This window comes from Streptomyces sp. NPDC001927 (assembly GCF_053594455.1).
This window is the reverse complement of record NZ_JBSFEN010000004.1, coordinates 515,223-540,843: the sequence shown is the minus strand read 5'-3', so window position 1 is coordinate 540,843 and position 25,621 is coordinate 515,223. Positions and strand designations below refer to the sequence as shown.

The window sequence follows — 25,621 nt, the reverse complement described above, 5'->3', positions numbered from 1 at the left end:
GGCCCTGCATCACAGCACTGCCGCTATCGGGAGAAGCCACACCATGGCCAAGAAGCGCCCCCAGACGAAGGCCGCCAAGGCACAGGTCACGAACGGGGAGATCCCGGTCGTCGGTGCGCGCGAGCCGTGCCCCTGCGGGTCGGGCCGCCGTTACAAGGCGTGCCACGGCCGGGCCGCCGCGCACGCCGTGACCGAGCTGGTCCAGCGTCCCTTCGAGGGACTGCCCGGCGAGTGCGACTGGGTCGCGCTGCGCGAGCTGGTGCCCGCCGCCACCGTCCCGCTCACGCTGAAGGACGGCCTCCCCGAGGGTGTCCCGTCCGTGACGCTCGCGACCGTGCTGCCCATGGCATGGCCCGCGCTCCGCCGCGACGACGGCTCCGTCCTCCTCGCCCTCCAGAACGACTCCTCCTCCGGCGACCTCGCCCGCGACCTCGCGGACACCCTGCTGCGCGCCCTGGAGACGGAGCCGGGCTCTCCGGTCACCCCGCGCCGCGTGCCGGCCGACGGCCCGCGCCTGCAGGATCTGCTCGACCCGAACAGCGATTTCGCGCCGGTCGTGCACACGGGCTTCGAATTCTGGATTCCGGAGTCCGCCGACAACTCCAACGCCGAGGTCACCGCCTCCCTGGAGCGCGCCAACGCCGCCGCCATCCCCACGGTCAAGCTGACCGGCGTCGACTCCTCGTACTGGTGCGAGACCCCGGACAAGAACCACCTGCGCTGGGTCATGCCGCACCCCGAGGAGAAGCTGCTCGACGCGCTGGCCCGGCTGCACGCCGCCGGCACGTCCTCCCTCGGCGAGAACACCCGTCTGGTCGGCTCCTTCCGGGCCCACGGCCTCATGGTCCCGGTCTGGGACCTGCCGACGTCGATGAGCGCCGAGGACTGCGAGAAGCCCGCCGCCGAGCTCGCCGAGCGACTCGCCGCGGCGCTGGCCACCGACGCCCCGCTCACCCCGGAGGAGCGCCGGGCGCGCGGCGGCCTCACCAACCGTCAGGTCACGCTCAGCTGATACGCGAGGGGCGTGTGGTGACGGTGTGGACTGACAGACCGACCAGTCGGTGACATCCGCCACAACTCCTCGTGCGGTCGGGTAAATCCCTGTCCGAATAACCGAGATCGAATTTGCGAACCGCAGATCTCTTGTTACCGTTCTAGAAGCCCGGTCGCTGGTGCATCCCCCGTCGCCAGCGATCGGGTCTTCTCATGCCCGGACGGGTCACCGCGACACCGTCCGGAATCTCAACTTCCGCCTGCACCGGCCGTGTTGCTCCCGGCCCGCAGCAGCAGCGGCGTATTGGATCCCTCTCCCGCACCCGCGAATTCCGCTACGGCCGAATATGCCGAGACCGCGCCCCGCGCACGCTCCCTGGGCGTCTCGCACGCCCCCGGTTCATCCCGCGCGACAACGGCACAACGCACTTGTACGGTCCGCCCCGCGGGCCCCATCAGGGTGAGTACGGCGTCGAGCCGCTGGCCACCGGCGTTGCGGTAGTACGTACGCCCCCAGGTGTCGGGGCCCTCCGTGAGCACACAGGTCTGCGCCTCGATCCCGTCCGGAGAGGTCAGTTCCGGGCCACAGTGCGAACTGCGGGCGGGGGCGGCCGCCGGCTCGCCCGGCGGGGAGGCCTGGGGGCCGTCCTGAGGCGTGGGTGTGGGCGTGGGCGGCGACGGTGTCGCCTGCTCGCCCCCGAGGCCGAGACCCGGCAGCAGACCGCCGTCCGCGCCTCGGTCCGCCTGAGGCTTGGCGTCGCCGTCCGGGCCTGGGCCGGACGCCTGGCCGGCGAGGGCGACGAGCGGCAGGAGCGTGGCGCACACCACGGCGGCCCCGAGCCCGATCATGCGGAGATTCAAGGGACCCACCTGCCCGGCTGGCTATGACGCTTCGTGAACGGTCCGCCGAAGATATCGGCGGACCGGCGGCGCATCGCGCGCCGCGCGCCCGTTTCCCGTACAAGTCGGGCGGCCTCACACCCGTATGGGTGAGGCCTCGCCTCCGTGCACAGCCAGTACGCCCGGCAGCACCACCCGTCAGCGCCGCTCCTCAGTACGGCCGTCAGCACCACCCGTCGGGACGCCCGTCAGTGCCGCCCGTCGGTACGCCGTCAGCACCACCCGTCGGCAGGCGCCCCTCAGCGCCGCCCTCAGTACGTGAGTCTGCTGCCGCCCCCGGGCGCGCCCGTGCTCGCCTCGACCAAGGCGTCCACGACCGCCTCCACGTCCGGCAGCCAGGGGCTCGCCGAGCCCTCCAGCGGGGCGCGCTCCCAGCGCACCTGGCCCGTCCCGGCGACCGACGGCGGCAGCAGCAGGTAGCCGCCCTCGCCGTGGAACCGCAGCGAACTGGGCACGTCGTCCTTCGCGTACAGGAGATCGCCGAGTTGTTCGAGGCCGTACGGGGCGACCAGCAGCGACCAGCGCGTGGGCGTCGCCACGACCGGGCCGAGCCGCATGCCCATCGTGTCGAGGGCGGCCAGGGCGCGCGCTCCCGCGACGGCCGGCAGGCTGACCGCGCAGGGCGCGCCGCCTCCGGTGGCCAGGACGATCGGGGCGTCCGGGCGCCGGGTCCACCACCAGCGGATCATGCGCTCGTCCGTGGTGGCCGCGAGCAGTCCGGGGTCGAAGGGGTGTGCGCCGGGTACGACACACCCGGGGTCGGGGCAGGCGCAGCCGGCCCCTCTGGACGTACGGGTCGTCGCCTTCAGCCCGACACCGGGCAGAACGGGCCAGCCCCACTCGGTGGCGCACACGAGCGCCGCGTCGAGCTGGACGGTCCTTTCCCTGCGCCGAAGCCGGAACCTGCGTCGCCTTCCGAGGATCTCGCGCATGAGCGCTCGTTCCTTTCCGTTGAACGCCGAATCCACATCACACCATGTGCAGATCACTTCACCGTGCGTAGCAGCGCGTACAAGGTCGGCGGGTCACCGCCCCGTGCGGTGGGGCGGGAGCGGCCGAGCTGAGGCTCGTCGTCCACTGGAGGGGCGCGGCCTGCGGCGGTGAGGACGCCCAGGCACCTTGCCAGGTTCCGGGGCAGCTTCAACTACCCCTGGCCATCACCGATTACGTACCCATCACGTTCAAATCAACGCGCTTTCAAACGACGCCAGTCGACCGCAAATGGTGCACCGAGGGGGCAATTTTCGGCCAACTTGGCCTGCACTTCAACCCTTCCGCCAAACCCCACGGACACCACAAGTCCCGTGGGGACAATGCTGGACATCGCTCCTCTTGTGCGTGTACATGTGGATGCATTGCTAGCGGCGCAGATTGACATGGGGGTTTGCGATGCTATTGAGCGAAACGCACCCGTCGGAAAGCCGTCCGACATGAGCGCCCCACACCTGCCGAAAGTGGCTGGAATCGATTCCACGGTTCCCTCGCCCGCGCACACTACCGCGCCCGTCCCGCCCGTAAACCCCTCCGCGGCGGCCCTTCCGGGCATCCCCGGCGCACTGATCCAGGACCGGCTGGCCGGCTGGGTCTCCGACCTCACCACCCTCCATGAACTCACCGAACGCCTGATCAAGACCGCTTCGCTCGACGAAGCGCTGCGCGAGGTGCTGCGCGCCGGAGCCGCCCTCGTCGGCGCGCGCCGCGGCATGGCGGTCTTCGAACCGGCGGACGGCCGCGGCCCCGCCTCCACCGTCGGACTCGGGCTCGCGCACGCCGAGCTCGGCACGATCGAGACGGTTCCGCGGAGCGCCACCTCGTACGGCCGCATCCTGGACGGGCTCCCAGAACCGGCGGGGTCGAGAGCCACGACCGCCCCCGCCGACCCACTGGCCGCCCCCGGCCTCGGCTCCTCCGAGGCACGCTCCGGCACCGCCGCCATCCCCGACCCGATCGCCGTCCCCGACCTGCTCGGCGAGCCCGAGCTCGACCCGCGCCACCGCGAGGTCGCCGCCCGGCTCGGTTACGCCGCCAGCTACGCGCTCCCCCTCGCCACCGAGGCAGCGGGCAAGCTCGGGGCCGTCGTCTGGCTCTACGACGAGCCCGCCGAACCCGTCGAGCGCCAGCGCGATCTCGTCGGTCTCTACGGCCGCTACGCCACCGAGCACCTCGCCCGCCTCCTGGAGCTGGAGCGCGCCCGCGTCCAGGTCGCCACCGTCGCCGAGGAGTTGCTGCCCAGCCGGCTCCCCCGGGTCCCCGGCGTCCAGCTCGCCGCCCGCCACCGCACCGGCCCCCAGGGCGGCGGCGACTGGTACGACGCGCTTCCGCTGCCCGAGGGCGCCCTGGGCCTCGCCGTCGGCTCCGTCTCCGGGACCGGGCCGAGCGCGCTCGCCGCGATGGGGCGGCTGCGCGCCTCCCTGCGGGCGTACGCGGTCATGGAGGGCGAGGATCCGGTCGCCGTCCTCTCCGACCTGGAACTCCTGCTCCGGCTCACCGAGCCCGCCCGGTCGGCGACCGCGCTCTTCGCGTACTCCGAGCCCAAGCAGCGCAAGATCGTCCTCGCCGGAGCGGGCCACACCCCTCCGCTGATCATCGGCGAGCATCGGACCGAGTTCGTCGAGACCTCACTGTCGGCACCGCTCGGCATGCTCGCCTGCTGGGAGGCGCCGAGCGTCGAGATCGCCCCGGCCCCCGGAGAAACGGTGCTGCTCTACACCGACGGGCTGCTCCGCCGGACCGGCGACCCCATGGACCGGGCCTTCGCCCGGCTGCACGCAGCCGCCGCGGGCGTCCCGAAGGCGGACCGTACGGATCCCGGAGCCATCGCCGACCACATCCTGCGCACGCTGCTGCCGGAGGGGATGGGCGGCGATGCCGCTGCCGCTGCGGACGTCGAGGGAGAGGACGTGGTCCTGCTCGCGGCCCGCTTCGAATGACGCTCGGGCGGGACAGGTGGCCGGACCGAAAGCGGGTCTGAAAGCGGGTCTGAAAGCGGGACTGTGAGCGGGTCTGGATCCGGGCCGTTCCGGCGGGTCTGAATCAGGGCGATTCGGGCACGTCGAGTGAGCCCCGCGTGACGGGTCTTCCGGCCCTGGGCCTTCTTCCGTACGACCGTACGATGGAGTGGGTTCAGCGTCGTACCAAAGGAGACCCCCCGTGGCAGACGAGCTCACCCCGGAAACCCCGGACGAGACCGAAGAGCCGATCAAGCAGCGCAAGAACGGCCTGTACCAGGGCGTGTCCGACGAGCTCGCCGAGAACATGAAGTCCGGCTGGGCCGACACCGAGCTGCACGATCTGCGGCCCATCGCCCAGGCCGCGCACACCGCCGACCGGCGCGCCGCGCTCTCCGCGCGCTTCCCCGGTGAGCGCCTGGTGATCCCCGCGGGCAACCTGAAGACGCGCTCGAACGACACCGAGTACGGCTTCCGCGCCTCGACCGAGTACGCCTACCTGACCGGCGACCAGACCGAGGACGGCGTCCTCGTCCTGGAGCCGACGAAGACCGGCCACCGGGCGACGATCTACCTGCTGCCCCGCTCCAACCGCGAGAACGGCGAGTTCTGGCTCGACGGCCAGGGCGAGCTGTGGGTCGGCCGCCGCCACTCCCTGACCGAGGCCGAGCAGCTGCTCGGCATCCCGGCCAAGGACGTCCGCGAGCTGGCCGCCGCCCTCAAGGAGGCCACCGGCCCGGTCCGCGCCGTGCGCGGTCACGACGCCGGCATCGAGGCCGCGCTGACCGACAAGGTCACCGCCGAGCGCGACGAAGAGCTGCGCGTCTTCCTCTCCGAGGCCCGTCTCGTCAAGGACGAGTTCGAGATCGCCGAGCTCCAGAAGGCCTGCGACTCCACCGCCCGCGGCTTCGAGGACGTCGTCAAGGTCCTCGACAAGGCCGAGGCGACCAGCGAGCGCTACATCGAGGGAACGTTCTTCCTGCGCGCCCGCGTCGAGGGCAACGACGTCGGCTACGGCTCCATCTGCGCCGCGGGACCGCACGCCACCACCCTCCACTGGGTGCGCAACAACGGTCCGGTCCGCTCCGGTGACCTGCTGCTCCTCGACGCCGGCGTCGAGACCAACGAGCTCTACACCGCCGACGTGACCCGCACGCTGCCGATCAACGGCCGCTACACCGAGCTCCAGCGCAAGATCTACGACGCCGTGTACGAGGCGCAGGAGGCGGGCATCGCCGCGGTCAAGCCGGGCGCCGCCTACCGCGACTTCCACGACGCCGCCCAGCGCGTGCTCGCCGAGAAGCTCGTCGAGTGGGGCCTGGTCGAGGGCCCCGTGGACCGCGTCCTGGAGCTCGGCCTCCAGCGCCGCTGGACCCTGCACGGCACCGGCCACATGCTCGGCATGGACGTCCACGACTGCGCCGCCGCGCGCACCGAGGCGTACGTCGACACCACGCTCGAGCCGGGCATGTGCCTGACCGTCGAGCCGGGGCTCTACTTCCAGGCCGACGACCTGAGCGTGCCGGAGGAGTACCGGGGCATCGGCATCCGGATCGAGGACGACATCCTCGTCACGGAGGACGGCAACCGGAACCTCTCCGACTCCCTGCCGCGCCGGTCCGAGGAAGTCGAGGCGTGGATGGCCGGCCTGAAGGGCTGAGCCTGGACTCGCACCTGTGACGGGAAGGGCCCCCACCGACGACGGTCGGCGGGGGCCCTTCCCGTACGTATGGGGGCGAGGAACTGCTTCAGGTCAGCGCCAACGGCGCGTCCGCGCGCCACTTCACGATCTTGTCGAAGCTGACCAGCGCCCCGCCCCGGCCCGTGCGGCCGAAGTGGACATGGTCCGCGAGCTCCTCGATCAGCCGCAGCCCGCGCCCGCTCTCCGCGTCCGAGGCGACGGCGGCAGCGGGGCGCGCCACACCGGCGAAGCCCGGGCCCGCGTCCGCGACCTCGATACGACAGGTCTCGCCGTCCAGATAGGCCGTGACCCGGTACGCCTCCGAAGCCGGGCCGGAACCGGTGGCTCCGCCGTGCTCGACGGCGTTGGCGCATGCCTCGGTCAGGGCCACCGACAGGTCGTAGGAGACATCGGGGTCGACCCCGGCCGTCTCCATGGTGCCGAGCAACAGCCGCCGGGCGAGCGGAACGCTCGCGGCCTCGCGCCTCAGATGGAGGGACCACCAGATGCTCATGCTTCAGCCTCCTGGCTGCGGCTCGACATGCTGCGGCGCGACATACCGTTACCTATTGCCACGCCTGGAGGTCCGTAAGCCCCTGGGAGCCATAAGAGCGCTCGTTCAGCGGATGTGCGCACACCGTGCGCCGGTGTATGTCCCGCCCGAAGAGGCCGAAATGCGATCTTCCGGACCTGCCGCATGGAGGGCCGGGGCCTGGTGCGATGATGTCTCCCGCCATGTCTGCCCCCGCGCTCGCGCCACGTCTGCTGAGGGCCGCGGTGTTCACCGCGGTCTGCGTCGTGCTGTCCGGCCTCGGGCACGCGATCGCCGCCTGCGCGGGGATCGCTCTGTGGACTCTGGTCGCCGGGTTCCTGTTGATCTTCGGCGTCACCGTGCTCTTCGCCGGACGGGAACGCTCGCTGCCCGTCATCGTCGCGGCCCTGACCGGTGGACAGCTCGGGCTGCACGTCCTGTTCGGGCTCGGGCAGCGGCCGCTCTCGGTCTCCGCCCTGGGGCCGGCCACCGACGACGCGCTGATCCGGATGGCCGCGAAGCTCGTCTGCGGCCCCAACACGGCCCCCATGAGCGCCGCCGACGCCACCCGGATCCTCGCCGACGCGGGCGTCGACCCGACCTCCGCCGCCACCCACGCGCACCCCGGCCACGCCGCCCATCTGGCGACCGGGGCGGCCGCGCAGAGCGGCGAGCTCCTGCCCAACCTGCCGATGGTGCTCGGCCACTTGCTGGCCGCGCTCGCCACCGGCTGGCTGCTGCGCCGCAGCGACCTGGCCCTCCGCCGGCTCGCCCGGCTCTCCGCGCACGGGGCGACCGAGCTCGCCGAATGCGCCCTCGTACGCTCCCTGCGCGCCGCCCTGACGCTCGTACAGGCACTCCTCACCGGCCTTCCCGGGCTTCCGGCGGCCGAGCCGCGCCGGCCCGCCAGGACCGGCGACGACGCCTCACCGCCGTCGGGCGCGGAGGCACTCCAGCACACGGTCATCCGGCGCGGGCCGCCCGCCTCCGCCCTCGCCCTCGCGGCCTGACGCGGACCGCCTGTTCAGGGCGGAACCGCCCGCTGCCCTTCGTACGCTGCGTACGCCGTACCCGGATCTCACCGTTCCGTACGACCGCGTTGCGTACGACCGGCACCCGTACGACCGGCACCTGTACGACCGGCACCCGTACCGCCAGCACCCGCACGTACCCGGATCGCAAGCCTCCGGTCGTCGGCGTGCCGGAGCCCCGACCCCTCTCCCGAGCTGGAGTGTCTTCTGCCATGAACGTTTCCCGTATCGCCGTCTCCGGCGGCATCGCCCTCTCCTCCGTCGTGCTGCTCTCCGGCACCGCCTTCGCGCACGTCGGCGTGCAGCCGCAGGGCGAGGCCGCGAAGGGTGGCTACGCGACCGTCAACGTCAAGGTCCCCAACGAGCGCGACAACGCCTCCACCGTCAAGGTCGAGGTCAACTTCCCGGCCGACCACCCGCTCGCCTCGGTGATGCCGCAGCCCGTCCCCGGCTGGAAGGCCGAGGTCACCAAGTCCAAGCTCGCCAAGCCGCTGGAGCTGCACGGCAAGACCATCAACGAGGCCGTCACCAAGGTCACCTGGACCGCCGAGGGCGGCGCGAAGATCGGCCCCGGCCAGTTCCAGCAGTTCCCGCTCTCCCTCGGCCAGCTGCCGGAGAACGCCGACCAGCTCGTCATCAAGGCCATCCAGACCTACGACAACAACGAGGTCGTCCGCTGGATCGAGGAGCCCAAGGAGGGCGCCGCCGAGCCCGAGCACCCCGCTCCCGTCCTGAAGCTCTCCGCGGCCAAGGACGACCACCACGGCGGCGGCGCCACGACGGACCCGAAGACCGACGAGAAGGCCGGTCACGACCACAAGTCGGACGCCAAGGCCGAGGACGGGAAGGGCCACACCGAGTCCGCCTCCTCCGCGTCCGACAGCAGTGACACCACCGCGCGCGTGCTCGGTGTCGTCGGCATCCTCATCGGCGTCGCGGGCGTCGCCTTCGGTCTGCTCGCCGGCCGTCGCCGCTCTGCCTGACCCTGCGCCCTGAGGGCGCAGAGGGACCAGAGAGACCGACGGACACGCGAGTCACGAGAGACACGAGAGAACCGAGAGAGCACGTTCCATGTCAGTCCAGAAATCGGCCGACCCGGCCACCGACGAGCGGGCCAGGCCCAGCCGCCGCGCACCCCTGATCGCCGCCGCCGTCGCGGTCGTCGCCGCCCTCGCGGTGACGGTCGCGGTCGGCCTCGGCGGCGGGGACGACAAGGCGGGCGGTTCCGGGAACGGAGCCGTCGCCGAGGTCTCCACCGAAGGCGGCAGCGGCAGCGACAAGGCGGCGACCGTCCTCGACCGCCCCTTCACCAAGCCCGACCTGGTCCTCACGGACACCAAGGGCCAGAAGTTCGACCTCCGCGCACAGACCAAGGGCAAGCCGACGCTGATCTACTTCGGCTACACGCACTGCCCCGACGTCTGCCCGCTGACGATGAGCAACATCGCCATCGCCAAGAAGCAGCTCCCCAAGGCCGACCAGGACAAGCTCCAGGTCGTCTTCGTCACCACCGACCCCGAGCGGGACACCCCGGCCGAACTGGCCAAGTGGCTGCCCGCCGCCGGCGACCCGGCCTTCATCGGCCTCACCGGCGACTTCCCCGCGATCCAGGCCGGCGCCCGTTCCATGGGCATCGGCATCGATCCGGCGAAGAAGGAGAAGGACGGCTCGGTCGTCTCCATGCACGGAGCACAGGTGATCGCGTTCTCGCCCACGACCGACCAGGGCTACGTCCTGTACGGCGAGGACACGACCGTCGACGACTACGCCAAGGATCTGCCGAAGCTCATCAAGGGGGAGAACCCGTGAACCGCCGCACCACCGTCCTGTCCACCACCGCCGTCGCCCTCGCGGCCGCCCTGGCGCTGTCCGGATGCTCGTCCGACAGCTCCGCCGACGGCGCCGCCAAGGCCGACGGCAAGCCCGAACTGAAGGTCAGCGGCGCGTTCATGCCGCAGCCCGTGATGGACATGGCCGGCGGCTTCCTGACCATCAAGAACGAGAGCGGCACCGCCGACAAGCTCACCTCCGTCACGAGCCCCCTCTCGGACGACGTCCAGATCCACGAGACGAAGAACCAGAAGATGCAGCAGGTGAAGTCCTTCGACATCCCCGCGAACGGCGAACTCGACCTCGAACGTGGCGGCAGCCACATCATGTTCATGGGGCTGAAGACCAAGCCGAAGCAGGGCGAGAAGGTCAGCATCGAGCTGCACTTCGAGAAGGCCGACCCCATCAAGGTCGATCTTCCCGTCGAGGCCGCCACCCACAACCCGAAGCAGCACTGAGCTACTTGAGGGACTGACACACACATGCCCACCACCACCGCCCCGCGCCTCGGAACCGCCCTGGCCCGGCTGCTGCTCGTCGCGGCCGCACTCCTCGGCGCGCTGCTCGCCGGCGCCGCCCCCGCGTCCGCGCACGCCGCGCTGACCGGCAGCGACCCGCAGGACGGGGCGGTGGTCGCCACCGCCCCCAAGGACGTCAACCTCACCTTCTCCGAGCAGGTCGCCATGGGCGGCGACTCGATCCGGGTCCTCGACCCCGCCGGGAACCGGGTCGACACCGGAGAGATCCGCGACCTGTGCAGCGGCAACATCATCCGGTACGGAGTCGGCCTCCGCTCCGGACTGCCCGAGGGCACCTACACCGTGGCCTGGCAGGCCGTCTCCGCCGACAGCCACCCCATCGCCGGCGCCCTCACCTTCTCCGTCGGCGCCCCCTCCGAGACCTCCGTCGCCCTCCCCGAGCAGTCGGTCGGCGGCGGCCTTGTCGGCGCGCTCTACGGCATCGCCCGCTATCTCTCGTACGCGGCCTTCACCGTCCTCGTCGGCGGCAGCGCCTTCGTCCTCGCCTGCTGGCCGCGCGGCGCGAGCGTCCGGCCCATCCAGCGGCTCGTCGTCCGCGGGTGGCTCACGCTCACCGCGGCCACCCTGGTGATGCTGCTGCTGCGCAACCCGTACACCGGCTCCGGCGAGCTCGGCGACGCCTTCGACCTCGGCGGGCTCAAGTCCGTCCTGGAGACGAAGACCGGCGCCGCGCTCATCTCCCGGCTGATGCTGCTCGGCGCGGCCGCGCTCTTCGTCGCCGTGCTCTTCGGGGCGTACACCAAGCGGACGGACCCGAAGGAGAAGAAGGACCTCACCTTCGGTCTCGCGATCGGCGGCACCGTGGTGGCCGCCGGCATCGCGGGCACCTGGGCGCTCGCCGAGCACGCCTCCACCGGCATCCAGCCGGGCATCGCGATGCCCGTCGACCTCCTGCATCTGCTGGCGGTGGCCGCCTGGCTGGGCGGCCTCACCACGCTGCTCGTCGCCCTGTATCGCGCACCCGGCATCGAGCGGGCCGCGGTGGAACGGTTCTCGAAGATCGCCTTCGGTTCGGTCGTCGTCCTGGCGGCGACCGGGCTCTACCAGTCCTGGCGGCAGGTCGGCTCCTGGTCCGCCCTGACGGGCACGGCGTACGGCCGGCTCCTCCTGGTCAAGATCGGCCTGGTGGCCGTCCTGCTGGGCATCGCCTGGATATCCCGCCGCTGGACCCAGCGCCTGGGAGCCCCGGCGGAGCCCCTGGCGACGGACGGGACGGAGGAGACCGCGGAAGCCGAGGAGACGCCCGAGGGTGAGGGGGCGGCGGAGACCGACGGGACGGTCGAGGCCGAGGAGACTCCCGAGGGCGACGATGCGGCCGAGGAGGGCAAGGACTCCGAGAAGGACCAGGAGTCCGGCGCCACCGGCGGCGGCGCCGTCGACCCCGTACGCGCCGCCCAGCTCGCCCGGCAGCGGGCCGCCGTCGCCACCGCGCGTACCAAGCGGGACCGCGACGCCGACCCCGAGCGGACCGGTCTGCGCCGCTCCGTCATGACGGAGGCCGTCGTCGCCGTGGTCCTGCTCGCCGTGACGACGGTCCTGACGTCGACCGAGCCCGGCCGTACGGAGGAAGAGGCCGGGCGCTCGCAGTCCGCCTCGGGCTCGACCGCCGTGCCCGAGCGGCCCGTGGACATCCGGCTGCCCTTCGACACCGGCGGCGTCAACGGCAAGGGGACGGTACGGCTCAGCCTCGACCCGGGCAGGACCGGCGCCAACGCGCTGCACGTCTTCGTCGACGGCCCGGACTCCCGCCCGCTGGACGTTCCCGAGCTGAAGGTCGCCTTCACTCTGAAGGCGAAGGCCATCGGCCCGCTGCCGGTCGTCCCCGACCGCATCCAGGCCGGTCACTGGAGCGCCAGCGGGGTGCAGATCCCGATGGCCGGCGAGTGGCAGATCCAGGTCACGGTCCGCACCTCCGACATCGACCAGACCACCATCGACAAGAACGTGAAGATCGGCTGACCTTTCGTGAGCAACGACGACGACAACCTTGAGATCTCCCGGCGGCGGCTCCTCGGCACGGTCGGCGCGGCGGGCGCGGCCGGTCTCGCGCTCGGTGCCGCCGGCGGCGCCGGGGTGTACGCGGCGGCCGCCGATTCCGGCTCCTCGGCCTCCGGCGCGAACGGTGCGACCGCGCTGAGCACGGTCGGTGCGACGGAGGCGGTGTTTCACGGGAAACATCAGGCGGGGATCACTACTCCTCTTCAGTCACGCGGCCATCTGATCGCCTTCGACCTCGCGCCGGGCGCGGGCCGCAAGGAAGCCGCGGCCCTGCTGCGGCGCTGGTCGACGACGGCCAAGGCCCTGATGGCGGGCGAGCCCTCGGCCGACGACACCGGCATCGCCCTCGACGCCGGTCCCTCCTCTCTCACGGTCACCTTCGGTTTCGGTCACTCCTTCTTCGGGCGTACGGGACTCACGGCCCGCCGCCCCTCTCAGCTCGACGCGCTGCCCGCCTTCTCCGCCGACGCGCTCGACCCGAAGCGGTCCGAGGGCGATCTCTGGGTACAGATCGGCGCCGACGACGCACTCGTCGCCTTCCACGCGCTGCGCGCGCTGCAGAAGGACGCCGGAGCGGCCGCGAAGGTCCGCTGGCAGATGAACGGCTTCAACCGCTCGGCGGGCGCCACCGCCAAGCCGATGACCGCCCGCAACCTCATGGGCCAGGTCGACGGCACCGGCAACCCGAAGCCCTCCGAACCCGACTTCGACCAGCGGATCTTCGTCCCCCAGAGCACCTCGGGGCCGCAGGACTGGATGGCCGGAGGCTCGTACGCCGTCGTCCGCCGGATCCGCATGCTGCTCGACGACTGGGAGCGGCTCCCGCTGGACAAGCAGGAGAAGGTCATCGGCCGGCGGAAGTCCGACGGCGCGCCCCTGACCGGCGGGACCGAGACCACCGAGCTCGACCTGGACAAGACCGGCCCCGACGGCAAGCTCGTCATCCCGGACAACGCCCACTCCCGGATCTCCGCCCCCGAACAGAACGGCGGAGCCGCCATGCTGCGGCGTCCCTTCTCCTTCCACGACGGCATCGGTCCGGACGGCACACCCGACGCCGGGCTGCTCTTCGTCTGCTGGCAGGCCGACCCGCTCCGGGGCTTCGTGCCCGTCCAGCGCAAGCTCGACCGGGGCGACGCGCTCTCGCCCTTCGTCCGGCACGAGGCGAGCGGCCTGTTCGCCGTGCCGGGCGGGGCCGCGGAGGGCGAATACGTGGGTCAGCGACTTCTGGAGTCCTGAGCCGGGCCGCGCCTATTAGGGTGACCGTATGTCAGCCACCCGGTATACGTATCTCGGTCCCGAAGGCACGTTCACGGAGGCCGCGCTGCGTACGCTGCCCGAGGCCGCAACCCGGGAACTCGTCCCCATGGTCTCCGTCCCGGCCGCCCTGGACGCCGTACGCAACGGGGAGGCGGCTGCCGCGCTCGTACCGATCGAGAACTCGGTGGAGGGCGGGGTCACCGCCACCCTGGACGAGCTGGCCTCGGGCGAACCGCTGATGATCTACCGCGAGGTGCTCCTGCCGATCGCCTTCGCGCTGCTCGTGCGGCCGGGGACCACACTCGGCGAGATCAAGACGGTCACCGGTCACCCGGTGGCGCAGCCGCAGGTACGGAACTGGCTGCGGGCCCACCTGCCCGACGCCCTGTGGGAGTCGGCGGCCTCGAACGCGGACGGTGCCCGGCTGGTGCAGGAGGGCCGGTTCGACGCGGCCTTCGCGGGCGAGTTCGCGGCGACGACCTACGGCCTGGAGGCCCTGGTCACGGAGATCCACGACGCGGAGAACGCCGAGACCCGGTTCGTCCTGGTGGGTCGGCCGGCCCGGCCCTCGGCGCCGACCGGGGCGGACAAGACGTCGGTGGTGCTGTGGCTGGGTGATGACCATCCGGGTGCCCTCCTCGAGCTGCTTCAGGAATTCGCGGTGCGCGGGGTGAACCTGATGCTGATCCAGTCCCGTCCGACGGGTGCCGGCATCGGGAACTACTGCTTCGCCGTGGACGCCGAGGGCCATATCTCGGACCGGCGCGTGGGCGAGGCGCTGATGGGGCTCAAGCGGATCTGCCCGAAGGTGCGCTTCCTCGGGTCGTACCCGCGGGCGGGCGTCGCGAGGGGAGATGTGGCCACGCTGCGGCGCGGGACGTCGGACGCGGAGTTCATGGCTGCCTCCGATTGGCTGGCGAGGGCCCAGGACGGTCGGGCCTGAATCGATCGTGCCCCACCGCCCCCTCTGCCGGGGGCGGTCGTCCACAGGCACGGACCACTAGTCCTACCTGCATATTTTCGACTCCCACACAGAGTTATCCACAGGCACCTCGCCCACCCTGGGGACAAGTCGATACGGCGGTCCGCCAAGGTCGACAAATCGCCCCAGTCGGCATCCGTTCACCCACAGGGCGCAGATCAGCCCGCGTCACCCCCGTTCCATTGATCAACTCTTTAGAGCGAGGAATTCCCACTCGGACGAGTGTGCGCAGCAGGTTTGATCATCATTACGCCCAGGAATTCGTTCACCATCCACAGAAGTTCCGCACAGCCTGTGGAAAACTCCACGGGCCTCGCGCCCGCTGTGGAGAAGTCCGGTGAAGCCCGAGGGAAGTCCCTTGATCCACAGGGCGGTTCGGTCAAGGAACGCACACCGATCCGCCCCTTTTCGGGGGTCCCTGCACCGTTTATTGACGAATGGGGAGAGCATTTCCCAATACCGGCAATTCGGGCAAAGCGACACGCACGGCTATATCGGGTGGGGTGGCGCGAGCCCGCACCGGTAGCCTGGTGGGGTGATTGACCTTCGCCTGCTCCGTGAGGACCCCGACCGTGTTCGCGCCTCCCAGCGCGCCCGTGGAGAGGACGTCGCACTCGTCGACGCCCTGCTCTCCGCCGATGAGCGGCGCAGGTCGTCCGGCGTCCGCTTCGACGAGCTCCGTTCCGAGCAGAAGGCGCTCGGCAAGCTGATCCCCAAGGCCTCCCCCGAGGAGCGCGCCGAGCTCCTGCAGAAGGCCGAGCAGCTCAAGACCGACGTCAAGGCCGCCGAGGCCGAGCAGAACGAGGCCGACGAGACCGCGCGCGCCCTCCTGCTCCAGCTCGGCAACATCGTCCACGCGGACGTGCCGGTCGGCGGCGAGGAGGACTTCGTCGTCCTGGAGACGCACGGCACCGTCCGCGACTTCGCGGCCGAGGGCTTCGAGCCCAAGGACCACCTGGAGCTGGGCGAGGCGCTGGGCGCCATCGACGTCGAGCGGGGCGCCAAGGTCTCCGGCTCGCGCTTCTACTACCTCACGGGCGTCGGCGCCCTGCTGGAACTGGCCCTCGTCAACGCGGCCATCGCGCAGGCGACCGAGGCCGGCTTCATCCCCATGCTGACCCCGGCGCTGGTCCGCCCGCGCGCCATGGAGGGCACCGGCTTCCTCGGCCAGGCCGCGGAGAACGTGTACCACCTGGAGAAGGACGACTTCTACCTCGTCGGCACGTCCGAGGTGCCCCTCGCGGCGTACCACATGGACGAGATCATCGACGCCGACAAGCTGCCGCTGCGCTACGCCGGCTTCTCGCCGTGCTTCCGCCGCGAGGCCGGCACGTACGGCAAGGACACCCGGGGCATCTTCCGGGTCCACCAGTTCGACAAGGTCGAGATGTTCTCGTACGTGGCTCCCGAGGACGCCGAGAACGAGCACAAGCGGCTCCTGGACTGGGAGAAGCAGTGGCTCACCAGCCTCGAACTGCCCTTCCAGGTCATCGACGTGGCCACCGGCGACCTCGGCTCCTCCGCCTCGCGCAAGTTCGACTGCGAGGCGTGGATCCCCACGCAGGGCAAGTACCGCGAGCTGACGTCCGCGTCGAACTGCGACGGCTTCCAGGCCCGCCGCCTGTCCGTGCGGATGCGCGACGAGCGGAACGGCAAGAAGGTCGTCCAGCCGCTGGCCACGCTCAACGGCACCCTGTGCGCCGTACCGCGCACGATCGTGGCGATCCTGGAGAACCACCAGCTCCCGGACGGCTCGGTGCGCGTGCCGGAGGTCCTCCGGCCGTACCTGGGCGGCCGCGAGGTCCTGGAGCCGATCTCCAAGTGAGCCCCTTCCCGTACAAGCTCGTCGCGACGGACCTCGACGGCACGCTGCTGCGCGCCGACGAGTCGGTCTCGGACCGTACGCGTGACGCCCTCGCCGCCGTGGTGGCGGCGGGGGCCGCGCACATCGTGGTCACCGGCCGGTCCGTCCCCTGGACCCGGCACATCCTCGACGACCTCGGCTACGAGGGGCTCGCGGTGTGCGGTCAGGGCGCGCAGGTCTACCACGCGGGCGAGCACCGGCTGCTGACCTCGGTGACCCTGGACCGGCAGCTGGCGGGCCTGGCGCTCTCGAAGATCGAGGCCGAGGTGGGCCCGCTGGCCCTGGCCGCGAGCCGCGACGGCCTGGACGGCGAGGTGCTGATCAGCCCCGGCTACCGGGTGCAGGAGGGGCCGCTGCCGTACGTCCCCTTCGAGGACCCGGCGGAGCTGTGGTCCGCGCCGCTGAACAAGGTCTACATCCAGCACCCCACGCTCTCCGACGACGAGCTGGCGGGGGCCGCCCGGCAGACGATCGGCAGCCTGGTGGACGTGGTCATGGCCGGCCCGGGGGTCGTGGAGATCCTCCCGCTGGGCCTCAGCAAGGCCACCGGCCTGTCGCTCGCCGCCCGCCGTCTCGGCGTGAAGGCGGCCGACACCATCGCCTTCGGCGACATGCCCAACGACATCCCGATGTTCGGCTGGGCCGCGCGGGGCGTGGCGATGGCGAACGCGCACGAGGAACTGAAGGCGGTCGCCGACGAGGTCACGACCTCGAACGAGGACGACGGCATCGCGGTGGTCCTGGAGCGCCTGCTGACATCCGACCGGGCGTAGGGACGGGTTCCACATCTAGCCGGCGTACGGGCGGGTTCCCACGTCTGACCGGGCGTAGGGACGGGTTCCCCCATCCAGCGGGCGTACGGGCGGGTTTCCACAGCGGCGGAGGATGCGCGGATCGAACGCGCGCGGGGGTGACCCCGACGACGGCTTAGCAAGCCGCTGCCTTACCACTCGGCCAATCCTCCGGGTGGGCGGCCCGCGCGGAGAACCCGCGCGCTCGAAGCGGCCGCCCCGGCGGCGCTAGGGGGCGCCGCCCTGCAGGGAGCTCGACGGACTCGAACTCCGGCTCGAACTGGTGTCGGTCATGGTCGTGCTCCTCCCCGGTCTCGTGGCGGGCGTCTCCCGCACAACCAGTGTGCGGGCGGCGGAGCTTCGTAGGCCAGTGAATTACCGCGCGGGCCGACGCCCCTCGTCAGCGGCCAGAAGGCGAGACCGATGGCCAGCGAGATCGCGTGCCCCAGATCCGTGTACGTATGACTCGTGCACAGCGGTACGGCGAAGAAGGCCACCGCTCCCGCCAGATAGAGCCACCGCCAGGGGCGCGGGATCCGGTACGTCAGGATGCCGATCGAGGCCGCGAGCCCATAGCTGACCCCGATGTCGACGACGTGCGCCATGCTGCGCGGCACGTCGTGGTCCTGGATCGCCTCCAGGACGACCTTCTGGCTGATGAGCGTCGCCGCGATGTGCGCCGTGGCGACCACGACGAACCAGCGCAGCGTGCCGAGCCAGCGCTCCACCGGCGCGTGGAAGACCTCGAACAGCACCGCGTACAGGGCGAAGTCCGCCGGGTCGGCGATCCAGAAGGCGCTGCCGAGCAGCGCCCGGAGCGGGTGGTGCGAGAGCTGGTAGAGGTTGCTGCTGTTGCGGTGGAGGAGGTAGTGCTCCAGGCCGTCGGAGGACAGCGCGATGACCAGGCTGGTGATCGCGATGATGAGCAGCCACAGATGCGTACCGGGTGACGAACGCACCCACGACCTGATCGGTCGGGACGGTTCGCCACCCGGCTCGCCACCAGGTACGGCGGCGGGGAGGGGTTCACGCGGCACATTCCGTGCCTATCACCCCAAGCTGTGGGAAACCACTCAGAAGTTGATCATGTGGCCCGCGAGGCCGTGGATCGCTTCCTTCACGGCCTCGCCCAGGGTCGGGTGCGCGTGGACGTTGCGCGCGACCTCGTTGACCGTCAGGTCCCACTGCTGCGCCAGCGTCAGCTCGGGCAGCAGCTCGGTGACGTCGGGGCCGATCAGGTGGGCGCCGATGATCTCGCCGTACTGCGCGTCGGCGATGATCTTGACGAAGCCGGTCGAGTCGCCGAGGCCGTGCGCCTTGCCGTTCGCGGTGAACGGGAACTTGGCGACCTTGACGTCGTACCCCTTCTCCCGCGCCTGCGCCTCGGTCCAGCCGAAGCTGGCGATCTGCGGCTGGCAGTAGGTGGCGCGCGGGATCATCGGGTAGTCGAGCTCCATGGTCTCGGCGTCCCCGATGGTCTCGGCGGCGACGACACCCATGGACTCGGCGGTGTGCGCGAGCATCAGCTTCGCGGTGACGTCACCGATGGCGTAGATGTGCGGCACGTTGGTGCGGCAGCGGCCGTCGACCTCGATGGCGCCGCGCTCGGTGAGCGCCACACCGGTGCTCTCCAGGCCGTAGCCGGAGACGTTCGGGGCGAAGCCGATGGCCTGCAGGACCTTGTCGGCCTCCAGGACCTTCTGCGCGCCGTCCTTGCCGGTGACCGTGACACGGACCTGCGGGCCGGACTCGTCGATCGTCTCGACGCGGGTCGAGGTGAGGACGTCGATGCCGAGCTTGCGGTACTGCTTGGCCAGCTCCTTGGAGACGTCCGCGTCCTCCAGCGGCGCGATCCGGTCGAGGAACTCGACGATCGTGACCTTCACACCGTAGTTGTGGAGCACGTACGCGAACTCGATGCCGATCGCGCCAGCGCCCGCGATGATGATCGACTGCGGCACGTCCTCGGCGAGGATCTGCTCCTCGTACGTCACCACGCGCTCGCTGCGGGCGGTGCCCGGCAGCAGACGCGGAGTGGCGCCGGTGGCGATGATGCAGTTGTCGAACGTGATCGTCTGCGCGGTGCCGTCGGCCTTGTTCACCTGCAGGGTGTTCGCGTCGAGGAAGGTGCCCCGGCCGTCGAACTCCGTGATGTTGTTCTTCTTCATCAGGAAGTGGACGCCCTTGACCCGGCCGTCCGCGACCGTGCGGCTGCGGCGGAACGCCTCGCCGTAGTCGAAGGAGACCGTGCCGTCGACCTTGATGCCGAAGGTCTTGGCCTCGTGGTTGAAGATGTGGGCCAGTTCGGCGTTGCGCAGCAGCGCCTTGGTGGGGATGCAGCCGACGTTCAGGCAGACACCGCCCCAGTACTTCTCTTCGACGACCGCGACCCGCTTGCCCAGCTGGGCGGCGCGGATGGCGGCGACGTAGCCGCCGGGGCCAGCTCCGAGTACGACGACGTCGAAGCGGTCTGACATGACTGACTCCCGAGGGTGGTGAGGGTGTTCGTGTCCCGTACGGGCCCACAGTAGTCCGGCGCCTCCCGGGCGGCCCCGGGAGCCGGTGCGCTCGGTGGATAACTTGTAGGATGACCGGGCAACTGGCTCGCGAGGTGGACGGAGTGGTGATGGCGGCGCTGAAGGCGGCGGGGCGGACCTCGCTGGTGGACTCGGTCGTCGAGCAGCTGCGGGAGCAGCTCGCGGCGGGAGAGTGGCCGGTCGGCGAGCGCATCCCGACCGAGCACGAGCTCGCCGAGCAGCTGGGCGTCGGCCGCAACACGGTCCGCGAGGCGATCCGGGTCCTGGTGCACGCGGGGCTTCTTGAGCCGCGTCAGGGCAACGGCACCTTCGTCCGGTCGACCGCCGACCCCGCCGCCGTCCTGCGCGGCATGCGCCACGCGGGCGCGCGGGACGTCCTGGAGCTGCGGGTGGCCCTGGAGGCGGAGGCGGCGCGCCTCGCGGCGGTACGGCGGGACACCCACGACCTGCTGCGGCTGCGGGCCGCGCTGACCACCCTGCGCGAGGAGGGCGACCGCGACGCGGACGCCGACCTCGCCTTCCACCTGGCCGTCGTCTCCGCCACGCACAACGCGGCCTTCACGGAGGTGTACCGCTTCTTCTCCACCCAGGTCCACGAGGTCCTCGTGGACGCGCTCGGCGACCGCGAGATGCCGCCGGTCGACATCGACGCGCACGAGGCGCTGGTCGCGGCGATCGAGTCGGGCGACGCGGAAGCCGCGGAGGCGGGGGCGCGGGAGCTGCTGCGGGTACCGATGGAGACGGTGGCGGCGCTGACGGGGGAGTCGCGGTGAGGGCTGCCGGCACTGCCGTCGGGCCTGAACCCGGGACCACACCGGTCCTCGACGTGCGGGCGGAGGAACGGCCCGCGGGGCGGCGCGCCTGGTTCGCGCACCCGATGCTGCTCATGGCCGCGATCGTGCTGGCCTCGCTCAACATGCGGGCGGCCCTGGCGAGCGTGGCGCCCCTGGTGGGCGAGATAGCGGCGGAGTTCGGCCTGTCGTCGACGGCCAGTTCGCTGGTGACGTCCGTGCCGGTGCTCTTCCTCGGCGCGGGCGCGCTCGTCGCGCCGTGGCTGGGGCGGCGCCTCGGCGTCGAGGCGGTGCTGCTCGGGGCGCTCGTGCTGCTCGGCGCCGGCATCCTCGTACGGGTCCTGCCGTCGGTGTACGCGCTGTACGGCGGCGGTGTCCTGGTCGGCACGGCGATCGCGCTGCTCAACGTCTTGATGCCGGGCCTGATCAAGCGGGACTTCCCCGACCGGGCCGCGTCGATGACCTCGCTCTACACGGGCGCGATGATCGCGGGCGCCACGGTCGTCGCGGCGGCCTCGGTGCCGTTGGAGGAGGCGTTCGACGGGAGCTGGGAAGCGTCGCTCGCCTTCTGGTCGCTGCTCGCGGCACTCGCGGCGACGGCCTGGCTGCCTCAGGTGCTGCTCGCCAAGGGCGGTGCGCGACAGGGGAGTCGTACGGGACACGGGGTGCGGGCCACCGCCGTTCCCGGGACGCGGAGCGTCTGGCGGTCGGCGCTCGCCTGGCAGGTGACCCTCTTCATGGGCCTGCAGTCCCTCTGGACGTACGTCCTGATCGCCTGGATGCCGACGATCTTCACGGACCACGGCATGAGCCGCTCGACGGCCGGAGTGATCTTCGCCTTCAACAACCTGACCCAGGTGGCGGGCGCCTTCGCCGTGCCGCTGCTCGCCGGCCGGATGCGGAGCCAGCGTCCGCTGGTCGTCCTCGTCACGACGCTGGTCGCGGCGGGGTACGCGGGGCTGCTCACCGCGCCCGTGCAGGGGGCCTGGCTGTGGTCCGCGCTCCTCGGCGTCGGCCAGGGCGGGGCGGTCGGCCTCGCCCTCACCCTGATCGTGCTCCGGGCGGGCGACGCGGTGACCGCGTCCCGGCTCTCGGGGATGGCCCAGACGGTCGGCTATCTGCTGGCGGCCGCCGGGCCGTTGGCCGCCGGTGCGGTCCACCAGGCGACCGGTTCGTGGACGGTGCCGATCGCCCTGGTCCTGTTCGTCTGTGCCACGGCCCTGGGCGTGGGGCTCCTCGCGGCCAGGGACCGCAAGGTCTGAGTCCACCGGGCGACGGCGTGAGGGGCCCCTCCACGGGGCCCCTCGGCCGTCCTTGCTCCTGCTCCTACTCCTCGCCCGCCAGCTTCAGCGTCCGCAGCTTCTGGCCCGCGTACCAGGTCGCCAGGACCGTCACGCCGACCAGCAGCGACACGGCCAGCGGAAGACCGACGTCCGAGGTGACGAGCCCCTCGCCGCTGACCTTCTGGGCGACCGCGAGCGACCACTGCTGCACGCTGAGCGTCTTGGCCCCGTCGATCAGGGAGCCGAACAGGGTCTCCCAGACCAGCGCGTAGACAAGGCCGATGACCACCGCGTGCCGGCTGACCGTGCCGAGCAGGAGGAAGAGCGCGCTGTACGCGATGGAGGCGACCAGCGCCGCGACCGTGTACGCGACCGCCACCTGCTGGCCGTTGCCGTTGAGGATCATGCCGGCGAGGAACGTGGGCACGGCCGAGAAGGCCATGGTCACGGCGATCGCCACGATGAGCTTGGTGAAGATGATCGAGGGCCGCTTCACCGGCTTGGACAGCAGATAGACGATCGAACCGTCGTCGATCTCCGGTCCGATCGCGCCCGTTCCGGCGATGACACCGATCAGCGGCACCATCGTGGCGAGCGCGAATCCGCCGAGGACGTCGGCCGCGACCTGGTCGTCGGCTCCGTTGAACAGCCGTACCGCGGCGGCGATCAGCAGCAGGAGGGCGGGCAGCGCGAAGAGGATCAGCGCCCGCCGGCGGCCGAGGAGGGCCCGGTAGGTGAGCCGGGCGACTGTGGGGTTGTACATCGGTCAGGCTCCTTTCAGGCCGCTACGAGGTACGAGAAGACCGACTCGAGGGACTCGTCCGAGGGCGAGACCGTCAGCAGTCGGATGCCGTGCTCCCGGGCGACCCGGGGCAGCAGCTCCGTGAACCGGCCGAAGTCCACCGCCTGGACGCGCAGGGCGCCTTCGGCGAGGTCGACCTCGATGCCGGCCGTGGAGGGGTCGGCGATGAGGGCCGCCGCGAGCGCCCGGTCGTCGCTGGACCGGACGAGGTAGCGGTGCGGCCGGTCCGTCATGAGCCGGCGGATCTTGCGGAAGTCGCCCGAGGCGGCGTGCCGGCCGGCGACGATCACCTCGATGTGCGAGGCCAGCTGCTCGACCTCCTCCAGGATGTGCGAGGAGAAGAGCACCGTGCGCCCTGCCGAGCCCATCCGGCGCAGCAGCTCCATCAGCTGCATGCGCTGGCGCGGGTCCATGCCGTTGAACGGCTCGTCGAGCAGCAGCACGGACGGCTCGTGGACGAGGGCCGAGGCCATCTTCACGCGCTGCCGCATGCCCTTGCTGTACGTGGCGATCTTCCGGTCCTGCGCGTACTCCATCTCGACCGTGGCGAGCGCGTGCTGGGCCTCTTTGGCGCCCAGGCCGTGCAACTCTGCGTTGGCGATGACGAATTCGCGGCCGGTGAGGAAGTCGTACATCGCTTCCCGCTCCGGTACGACGCCGATCTGCGTGTAGACGGACTCGTTCTTCCAGATCGGCTGCCCGTCGAGGGTGACGGTGCCCGTGGAGGGGGCGAGGAAGCCGCCCATCATGTTGATGAGGGTGGACTTTCCGGCGCCGTTGGGGCCGAGGAGTCCGGTGACACCGGGGCCGATCGTCATCGTCACGTCGTTGACGGCGACGACGTTGCCGAACCACCGAGAGGTGTGGTCGATGTTCAGGACAGTCACAGCCCGACCTTTCGGTAGCGGCGCATCAGCACTCCGTACGAGCCGGCGATGAGCGCGAGGACGACCAGCAGATAGACGACTCCGACGCCGGCGCCAGGTCCGACGCCTTCCCCTCCGGGGAAGGCGGTGCTGGCGCCGAGGAACGCGGTCTGCACGCCGTCGATCAGGGTGATCGGGGAGAACAGGCCCAGCCACTGGATGGCGTCGGCGTTGTCCGTGCTGTACGCGATGCCCTGGAGGGTCGAGACGGCGCCGTAGGAGATCACGAGGGTGGCGATGACGGCGGCGACGCCGAAGCCGCGGCGCGGGGTGAGCGCGGCCATGACCAGGCCGATGCCGCCGAAGAGCACCGAGAGGAGGGCGACGGAGACCAGGCCCTGGCCGAACTCGGCCGTCTGGTCGGCGAAGTTCATCTTCGCGAGCAGGGAGCCGATCCAGAGGATCAGCAGCGGGATCGCGGTCAGGACGAAGAGCGCCGAGGCCATCGCGCCGTACTTGGCGAGGACGTAGTCGACGCGCTCGATGGGGCGCGAGAAGTACAGCGGGACGGTCTTGAAGCGCAGGTCTCGGGAGACGGACTGGGGTGCCTGGGAGGCCAGGAAGAGCCCGATCACCGCCTGCATGATGATCGCGTACCGGGTGTAGTCGACCGGCAGGTCCTTGCTCTTCATGGTGACCGCGACGGCGACGATGATCAGCGCCGGGACGCACATCACGGTGAAGAGGATCATCGGCAGCACCTTGGACTTGGCGCTGCGGCCGAGTCCGTAGGAGCCGCGCAGGGACTGCGAGAAGAGTGCCCGGCGCGCGTAGGCGCGGCCGAAGCGGGGGCCGTCGTAGTTGCGGTACCCGATGTTGTGGATCTGTGTGGTCTCGGGGGCCGGGGTGCTCATCGCGCCGACACCTCCTCCTGCTTCTGCGACTGCGCGTCGGGCCGGAAGACCTCGGCGATGTGGTGGCGGCGCTGTTCCATCCGGACCAGGCCGAGACCGAGGTCGGCGACGGTGTCGCGGACCAGGTCGTACGTGTCCTCGCCGGCCGCCTCCACGAGGAGGATGTGGCCGGCGCCGGGCAGACCCTCCTCCTCGCTCGCGTGGAGCGTGACACCCGCCGAGGCGAGGGCCGTGCGAAGCGCGGCCGTGCCGTCGGGGTGGGTGTCGGAGTCGGTGACCTCGACCGCCAGGGTCGTGGTGATCTGCGTGAAGTCACTGGTGGAGCTGGAGCGCAGCAGGGTCCCGCCGTCGATGACGACGACGTGGTCGCAGGTCCGCTCCAGCTCGCCGAGGAGGTGGGAGGTGACGAGGACGGAGATGCCGAAGTCGGTCCAGACCCGGCGGATCAGGCCGAGCATCTCGTCGCGGCCCACCGGGTCGAGGCCGTTGGTCGGCTCGTCGAGGAGGACCAGCTGCGGGTCGTGGACCAGCGCCTGGGCCAGCTTCACCCGCTGCTTCATGCCCGTCGAGTAGCCGCCGATGGGGCGGTAGCGCTCCTCGTACAGGCCGACGTGGCGCAGGGTGTCGGCGGTCCGCTCGCGGGCGGCGTCGGCCGGCAGGCCGGACATCCGCGCCATGTGGACGACGAACTCGGTGGCCGAGACGTCCGGCGGGAGGCAGTCGTGCTCGGGCATGTAGCCGACGCGCTCACGGATCTGGGCGCCGGACGTGGCGACGTCGAGACCGAGGACCTCGGCGCGGCCCTCCGTGGCGGGGGACAGACCGAGCAGGATCTTGATCATCGTGGACTTGCCGGCTCCGTTGGCACCCACAAGTCCGGTCACACCGGGCCCGATGTCCAGGGAGAGCCGGTCAAGAGCGGTCACCCGGGGGAACCGCTTGCTGAGGCTTTCGGTAGCGATCACAGTCACATTTCGAAGGTAGTGGTCTGCGCCACAGCAGTCGTCAGCCCAACGGCTCGATCCGTATCCGACTCCAGACGTACAAGCCCGTAGGGGAGTCGAGACCAAAGTCTTTCG

23 protein-coding genes and 1 tRNA gene are annotated in these 25,621 nt (G+C 71.1%); 14 read left to right on the top strand and 10 right to left on the bottom strand.

Annotated features, from left to right (window positions below):
- Window positions 1–43: 43 nt before the first annotated feature.
- Window positions 44–1,012 (top strand): DUF5926 family protein, encoded by a 969-nt coding sequence (locus ACWCO8_RS13070; protein ID WP_362005194.1) that lies wholly within the window; start codon window positions 44–46, stop codon window positions 1,010–1,012.
- A gap of 230 nt (window positions 1,013–1,242) precedes the next feature.
- Here ACWCO8_RS13070 and ACWCO8_RS13065 read toward each other — a convergent pair whose 3' ends face one another.
- Both ACWCO8_RS13065 and ACWCO8_RS13060 read right to left on the bottom strand, forming a co-directional pair.
- On the bottom strand, window positions 1,243–1,863 hold the full coding sequence (locus tag ACWCO8_RS13065) for a hypothetical protein (protein WP_451032278.1): 621 nt from the start codon (window positions 1,861–1,863) through the stop codon (window positions 1,243–1,245).
- A gap of 281 nt (window positions 1,864–2,144) precedes the next feature.
- Window positions 2,145–2,825: a bifunctional DNA primase/polymerase gene (locus tag ACWCO8_RS13060; RefSeq protein WP_451032277.1), complete on the bottom strand. Its 681-nt coding sequence runs from the start codon at window positions 2,823–2,825 to the stop codon at window positions 2,145–2,147.
- A 381-nt stretch (window positions 2,826–3,206) separates the two neighbouring features.
- Between ACWCO8_RS13060 and ACWCO8_RS13055 the strand changes: the two genes are divergently transcribed.
- Window positions 3,207–4,823: a PP2C family protein-serine/threonine phosphatase gene (locus ACWCO8_RS13055; RefSeq protein WP_451032276.1), complete on the top strand. Its 1,617-nt coding sequence runs from the start codon at window positions 3,207–3,209 to the stop codon at window positions 4,821–4,823.
- 220 nt (window positions 4,824–5,043) lie between these two features.
- Window positions 5,044–6,501, top strand: coding sequence for an aminopeptidase P family protein (locus ACWCO8_RS13050; RefSeq protein WP_451032275.1), 1,458 nt, complete (start codon window positions 5,044–5,046; stop codon window positions 6,499–6,501).
- Between the two features lie 88 nt (window positions 6,502–6,589).
- Here the strand turns inward: ACWCO8_RS13050 and ACWCO8_RS13045 are convergent, their stop codons facing one another.
- Window positions 6,590–7,036 carry an ATP-binding protein gene (locus ACWCO8_RS13045; RefSeq protein ID WP_362005201.1) on the bottom strand — a complete coding sequence of 149 codons (447 nt, stop codon included), beginning with the start codon at window positions 7,034–7,036 and terminating at the stop codon, window positions 6,590–6,592.
- A 221-nt stretch (window positions 7,037–7,257) separates the two neighbouring features.
- On the opposite strand from ACWCO8_RS13045, the gene ACWCO8_RS13040 reads away from it, so the two are divergent.
- From ACWCO8_RS13040 to ACWCO8_RS13000, 9 genes are all read left to right on the top strand, one after another.
- On the top strand, window positions 7,258–8,064 hold the full coding sequence (locus tag ACWCO8_RS13040; RefSeq protein ID WP_451032274.1) for a hypothetical protein: 807 nt from the start codon (window positions 7,258–7,260) through the stop codon (window positions 8,062–8,064).
- Window positions 8,065–8,297: 233 nt separating this feature from the next.
- Window positions 8,298–9,068 (top strand): YcnI family copper-binding membrane protein, encoded by a 771-nt coding sequence (locus ACWCO8_RS13035; protein WP_451032273.1) that lies wholly within the window; start codon window positions 8,298–8,300, stop codon window positions 9,066–9,068.
- Window positions 9,069–9,156: 88 nt separating this feature from the next.
- On the top strand, window positions 9,157–9,894 hold the full coding sequence (locus tag ACWCO8_RS13030; RefSeq protein ID WP_451032272.1) for an SCO family protein: 738 nt from the start codon (window positions 9,157–9,159) through the stop codon (window positions 9,892–9,894).
- A complete protein-coding gene (locus tag ACWCO8_RS13025) occupies window positions 9,891–10,373 on the top strand; it encodes a copper chaperone PCu(A)C (RefSeq protein WP_362005212.1) in 483 nt (160 codons plus the stop codon). Before ACWCO8_RS13030 ends, ACWCO8_RS13025 begins: the two co-directional genes overlap by 4 nt.
- A gap of 24 nt (window positions 10,374–10,397) precedes the next feature.
- Window positions 10,398–12,413 (top strand): copper resistance CopC/CopD family protein, encoded by a 2,016-nt coding sequence (locus ACWCO8_RS13020; RefSeq protein WP_451032271.1) that lies wholly within the window; start codon window positions 10,398–10,400, stop codon window positions 12,411–12,413.
- 6 nt (window positions 12,414–12,419) lie between these two features.
- The gene (gene efeB, locus ACWCO8_RS13015) at window positions 12,420–13,691 is read left to right on the top strand and encodes an iron uptake transporter deferrochelatase/peroxidase subunit (protein ID WP_451032270.1); all 1,272 of its coding nucleotides are present in this window, start codon (window positions 12,420–12,422) and stop codon (window positions 13,689–13,691) included.
- Window positions 13,692–13,719: 28 nt separating this feature from the next.
- On the top strand, window positions 13,720–14,655 hold the full coding sequence (pheA, locus tag ACWCO8_RS13010) for a prephenate dehydratase (RefSeq protein ID WP_451032269.1): 936 nt from the start codon (window positions 13,720–13,722) through the stop codon (window positions 14,653–14,655).
- Between the two features lie 574 nt (window positions 14,656–15,229).
- Window positions 15,230–16,519 carry a serine--tRNA ligase gene (gene serS / locus ACWCO8_RS13005; RefSeq protein ID WP_362005222.1) on the top strand — a complete coding sequence of 430 codons (1,290 nt, stop codon included), beginning with the start codon at window positions 15,230–15,232 and terminating at the stop codon, window positions 16,517–16,519.
- A complete protein-coding gene (locus ACWCO8_RS13000; RefSeq protein ID WP_362005224.1) occupies window positions 16,516–17,331 on the top strand; it encodes an HAD family hydrolase in 816 nt (271 codons plus the stop codon). Before serS ends, ACWCO8_RS13000 begins: the two co-directional genes overlap by 4 nt.
- A 106-nt stretch (window positions 17,332–17,437) precedes the next feature.
- On the opposite strand, the gene ACWCO8_RS12995 is transcribed toward ACWCO8_RS13000, so the two are convergent.
- The 3 genes from ACWCO8_RS12995 to lpdA all read right to left on the bottom strand — a co-directional run bounded on the left by ACWCO8_RS12995 (window position 17,438) and on the right by lpdA (window position 19,826).
- Window positions 17,438–17,522: transfer RNA gene (locus tag ACWCO8_RS12995), tRNA-Ser, on the bottom strand.
- Window positions 17,523–17,639: 117 nt separating this feature from the next.
- On the bottom strand, window positions 17,640–18,308 hold the full coding sequence (locus tag ACWCO8_RS12990) for a rhomboid-like protein (RefSeq protein ID WP_451032268.1): 669 nt from the start codon (window positions 18,306–18,308) through the stop codon (window positions 17,640–17,642).
- 114 nt (window positions 18,309–18,422) lie between these two features.
- Window positions 18,423–19,826: a dihydrolipoyl dehydrogenase gene (gene lpdA, locus ACWCO8_RS12985; RefSeq protein ID WP_451032267.1), complete on the bottom strand. Its 1,404-nt coding sequence runs from the start codon at window positions 19,824–19,826 to the stop codon at window positions 18,423–18,425.
- A 110-nt stretch (window positions 19,827–19,936) separates the two neighbouring features.
- On the opposite strand from lpdA, the gene ACWCO8_RS12980 reads away from it, so the two are divergent.
- Window positions 19,937–20,659: a FadR/GntR family transcriptional regulator gene (locus ACWCO8_RS12980; RefSeq protein ID WP_451032266.1), complete on the top strand. Its 723-nt coding sequence runs from the start codon at window positions 19,937–19,939 to the stop codon at window positions 20,657–20,659.
- Window positions 20,656–21,939: a CynX/NimT family MFS transporter gene (locus ACWCO8_RS12975; protein WP_451032265.1), complete on the top strand. Its 1,284-nt coding sequence runs from the start codon at window positions 20,656–20,658 to the stop codon at window positions 21,937–21,939. Before ACWCO8_RS12980 ends, ACWCO8_RS12975 begins: the two co-directional genes overlap by 4 nt.
- Window positions 21,940–22,003: 64 nt before the next feature.
- Here ACWCO8_RS12975 and ACWCO8_RS12970 read toward each other — a convergent pair whose 3' ends face one another.
- From ACWCO8_RS12970 to ACWCO8_RS12955, 4 genes are read right to left on the bottom strand one after another with little or no spacing between them, the layout of a single operon-like run.
- Window positions 22,004–22,723, bottom strand: coding sequence for an ABC transporter permease (locus ACWCO8_RS12970; protein ID WP_362005236.1), 720 nt, complete (start codon window positions 22,721–22,723; stop codon window positions 22,004–22,006).
- 14 nt (window positions 22,724–22,737) lie between these two features.
- Complete coding sequence (locus tag ACWCO8_RS12965) at window positions 22,738–23,649, bottom strand: ABC transporter ATP-binding protein (RefSeq protein WP_451032264.1); 912 nt, start codon at window positions 23,647–23,649, stop codon at window positions 22,738–22,740.
- Window positions 23,646–24,542 (bottom strand): ABC transporter permease, encoded by an 897-nt coding sequence (locus tag ACWCO8_RS12960; protein WP_362005241.1) that lies wholly within the window; start codon window positions 24,540–24,542, stop codon window positions 23,646–23,648. Before ACWCO8_RS12960 ends, ACWCO8_RS12965 begins: the two co-directional genes overlap by 4 nt.
- Window positions 24,539–25,507, bottom strand: a complete 969-nt coding sequence (locus tag ACWCO8_RS12955) for an ABC transporter ATP-binding protein (protein WP_451032407.1) — start codon at window positions 25,505–25,507, stop codon at window positions 24,539–24,541. Before ACWCO8_RS12955 ends, ACWCO8_RS12960 begins: the two co-directional genes overlap by 4 nt.
- Window positions 25,508–25,621: the final 114 nt, after the last annotated feature.

What these genes read in the sequence shown, in the direction of transcription:
- ACWCO8_RS13070 (WP_362005194.1), top strand. Translation starts at nt 44, where the DNA reads ATGGCCAAGAAGCGCCCCCAGACGAAGGCCGCCAAGGCACAGGTCACG.
- ACWCO8_RS13060 (WP_451032277.1), bottom strand. Translation starts at nt 2,825, where the DNA reads ATGCGCGAGATCCTCGGAAGGCGACGCAGGTTCCGGCTTCGGCGCAGG.
- ACWCO8_RS13055 (WP_451032276.1), top strand. Translation starts at nt 3,207, where the DNA reads ATGCTGGACATCGCTCCTCTTGTGCGTGTACATGTGGATGCATTGCTA.
- ACWCO8_RS13045 (WP_362005201.1), bottom strand. Translation starts at nt 7,036, where the DNA reads ATGAGCATCTGGTGGTCCCTCCATCTGAGGCGCGAGGCCGCGAGCGTT.
- ACWCO8_RS13040 (WP_451032274.1), top strand. Translation starts at nt 7,258, where the DNA reads ATGTCTGCCCCCGCGCTCGCGCCACGTCTGCTGAGGGCCGCGGTGTTC.
- ACWCO8_RS13035 (WP_451032273.1), top strand. Translation starts at nt 8,298, where the DNA reads ATGAACGTTTCCCGTATCGCCGTCTCCGGCGGCATCGCCCTCTCCTCC.
- ACWCO8_RS13030 (WP_451032272.1), top strand. Translation starts at nt 9,157, where the DNA reads ATGTCAGTCCAGAAATCGGCCGACCCGGCCACCGACGAGCGGGCCAGG.
- ACWCO8_RS13020 (WP_451032271.1), top strand. Translation starts at nt 10,398, where the DNA reads ATGCCCACCACCACCGCCCCGCGCCTCGGAACCGCCCTGGCCCGGCTG.
- pheA (WP_451032269.1), top strand. Translation starts at nt 13,720, where the DNA reads ATGTCAGCCACCCGGTATACGTATCTCGGTCCCGAAGGCACGTTCACG.
- lpdA (WP_451032267.1), bottom strand. Translation starts at nt 19,826, where the DNA reads ATGTCAGACCGCTTCGACGTCGTCGTACTCGGAGCTGGCCCCGGCGGC.
- ACWCO8_RS12980 (WP_451032266.1), top strand. Translation starts at nt 19,937, where the DNA reads ATGACCGGGCAACTGGCTCGCGAGGTGGACGGAGTGGTGATGGCGGCG.
- ACWCO8_RS12970 (WP_362005236.1), bottom strand. Translation starts at nt 22,723, where the DNA reads ATGTACAACCCCACAGTCGCCCGGCTCACCTACCGGGCCCTCCTCGGC.
- ACWCO8_RS12960 (WP_362005241.1), bottom strand. Translation starts at nt 24,542, where the DNA reads ATGAGCACCCCGGCCCCCGAGACCACACAGATCCACAACATCGGGTAC.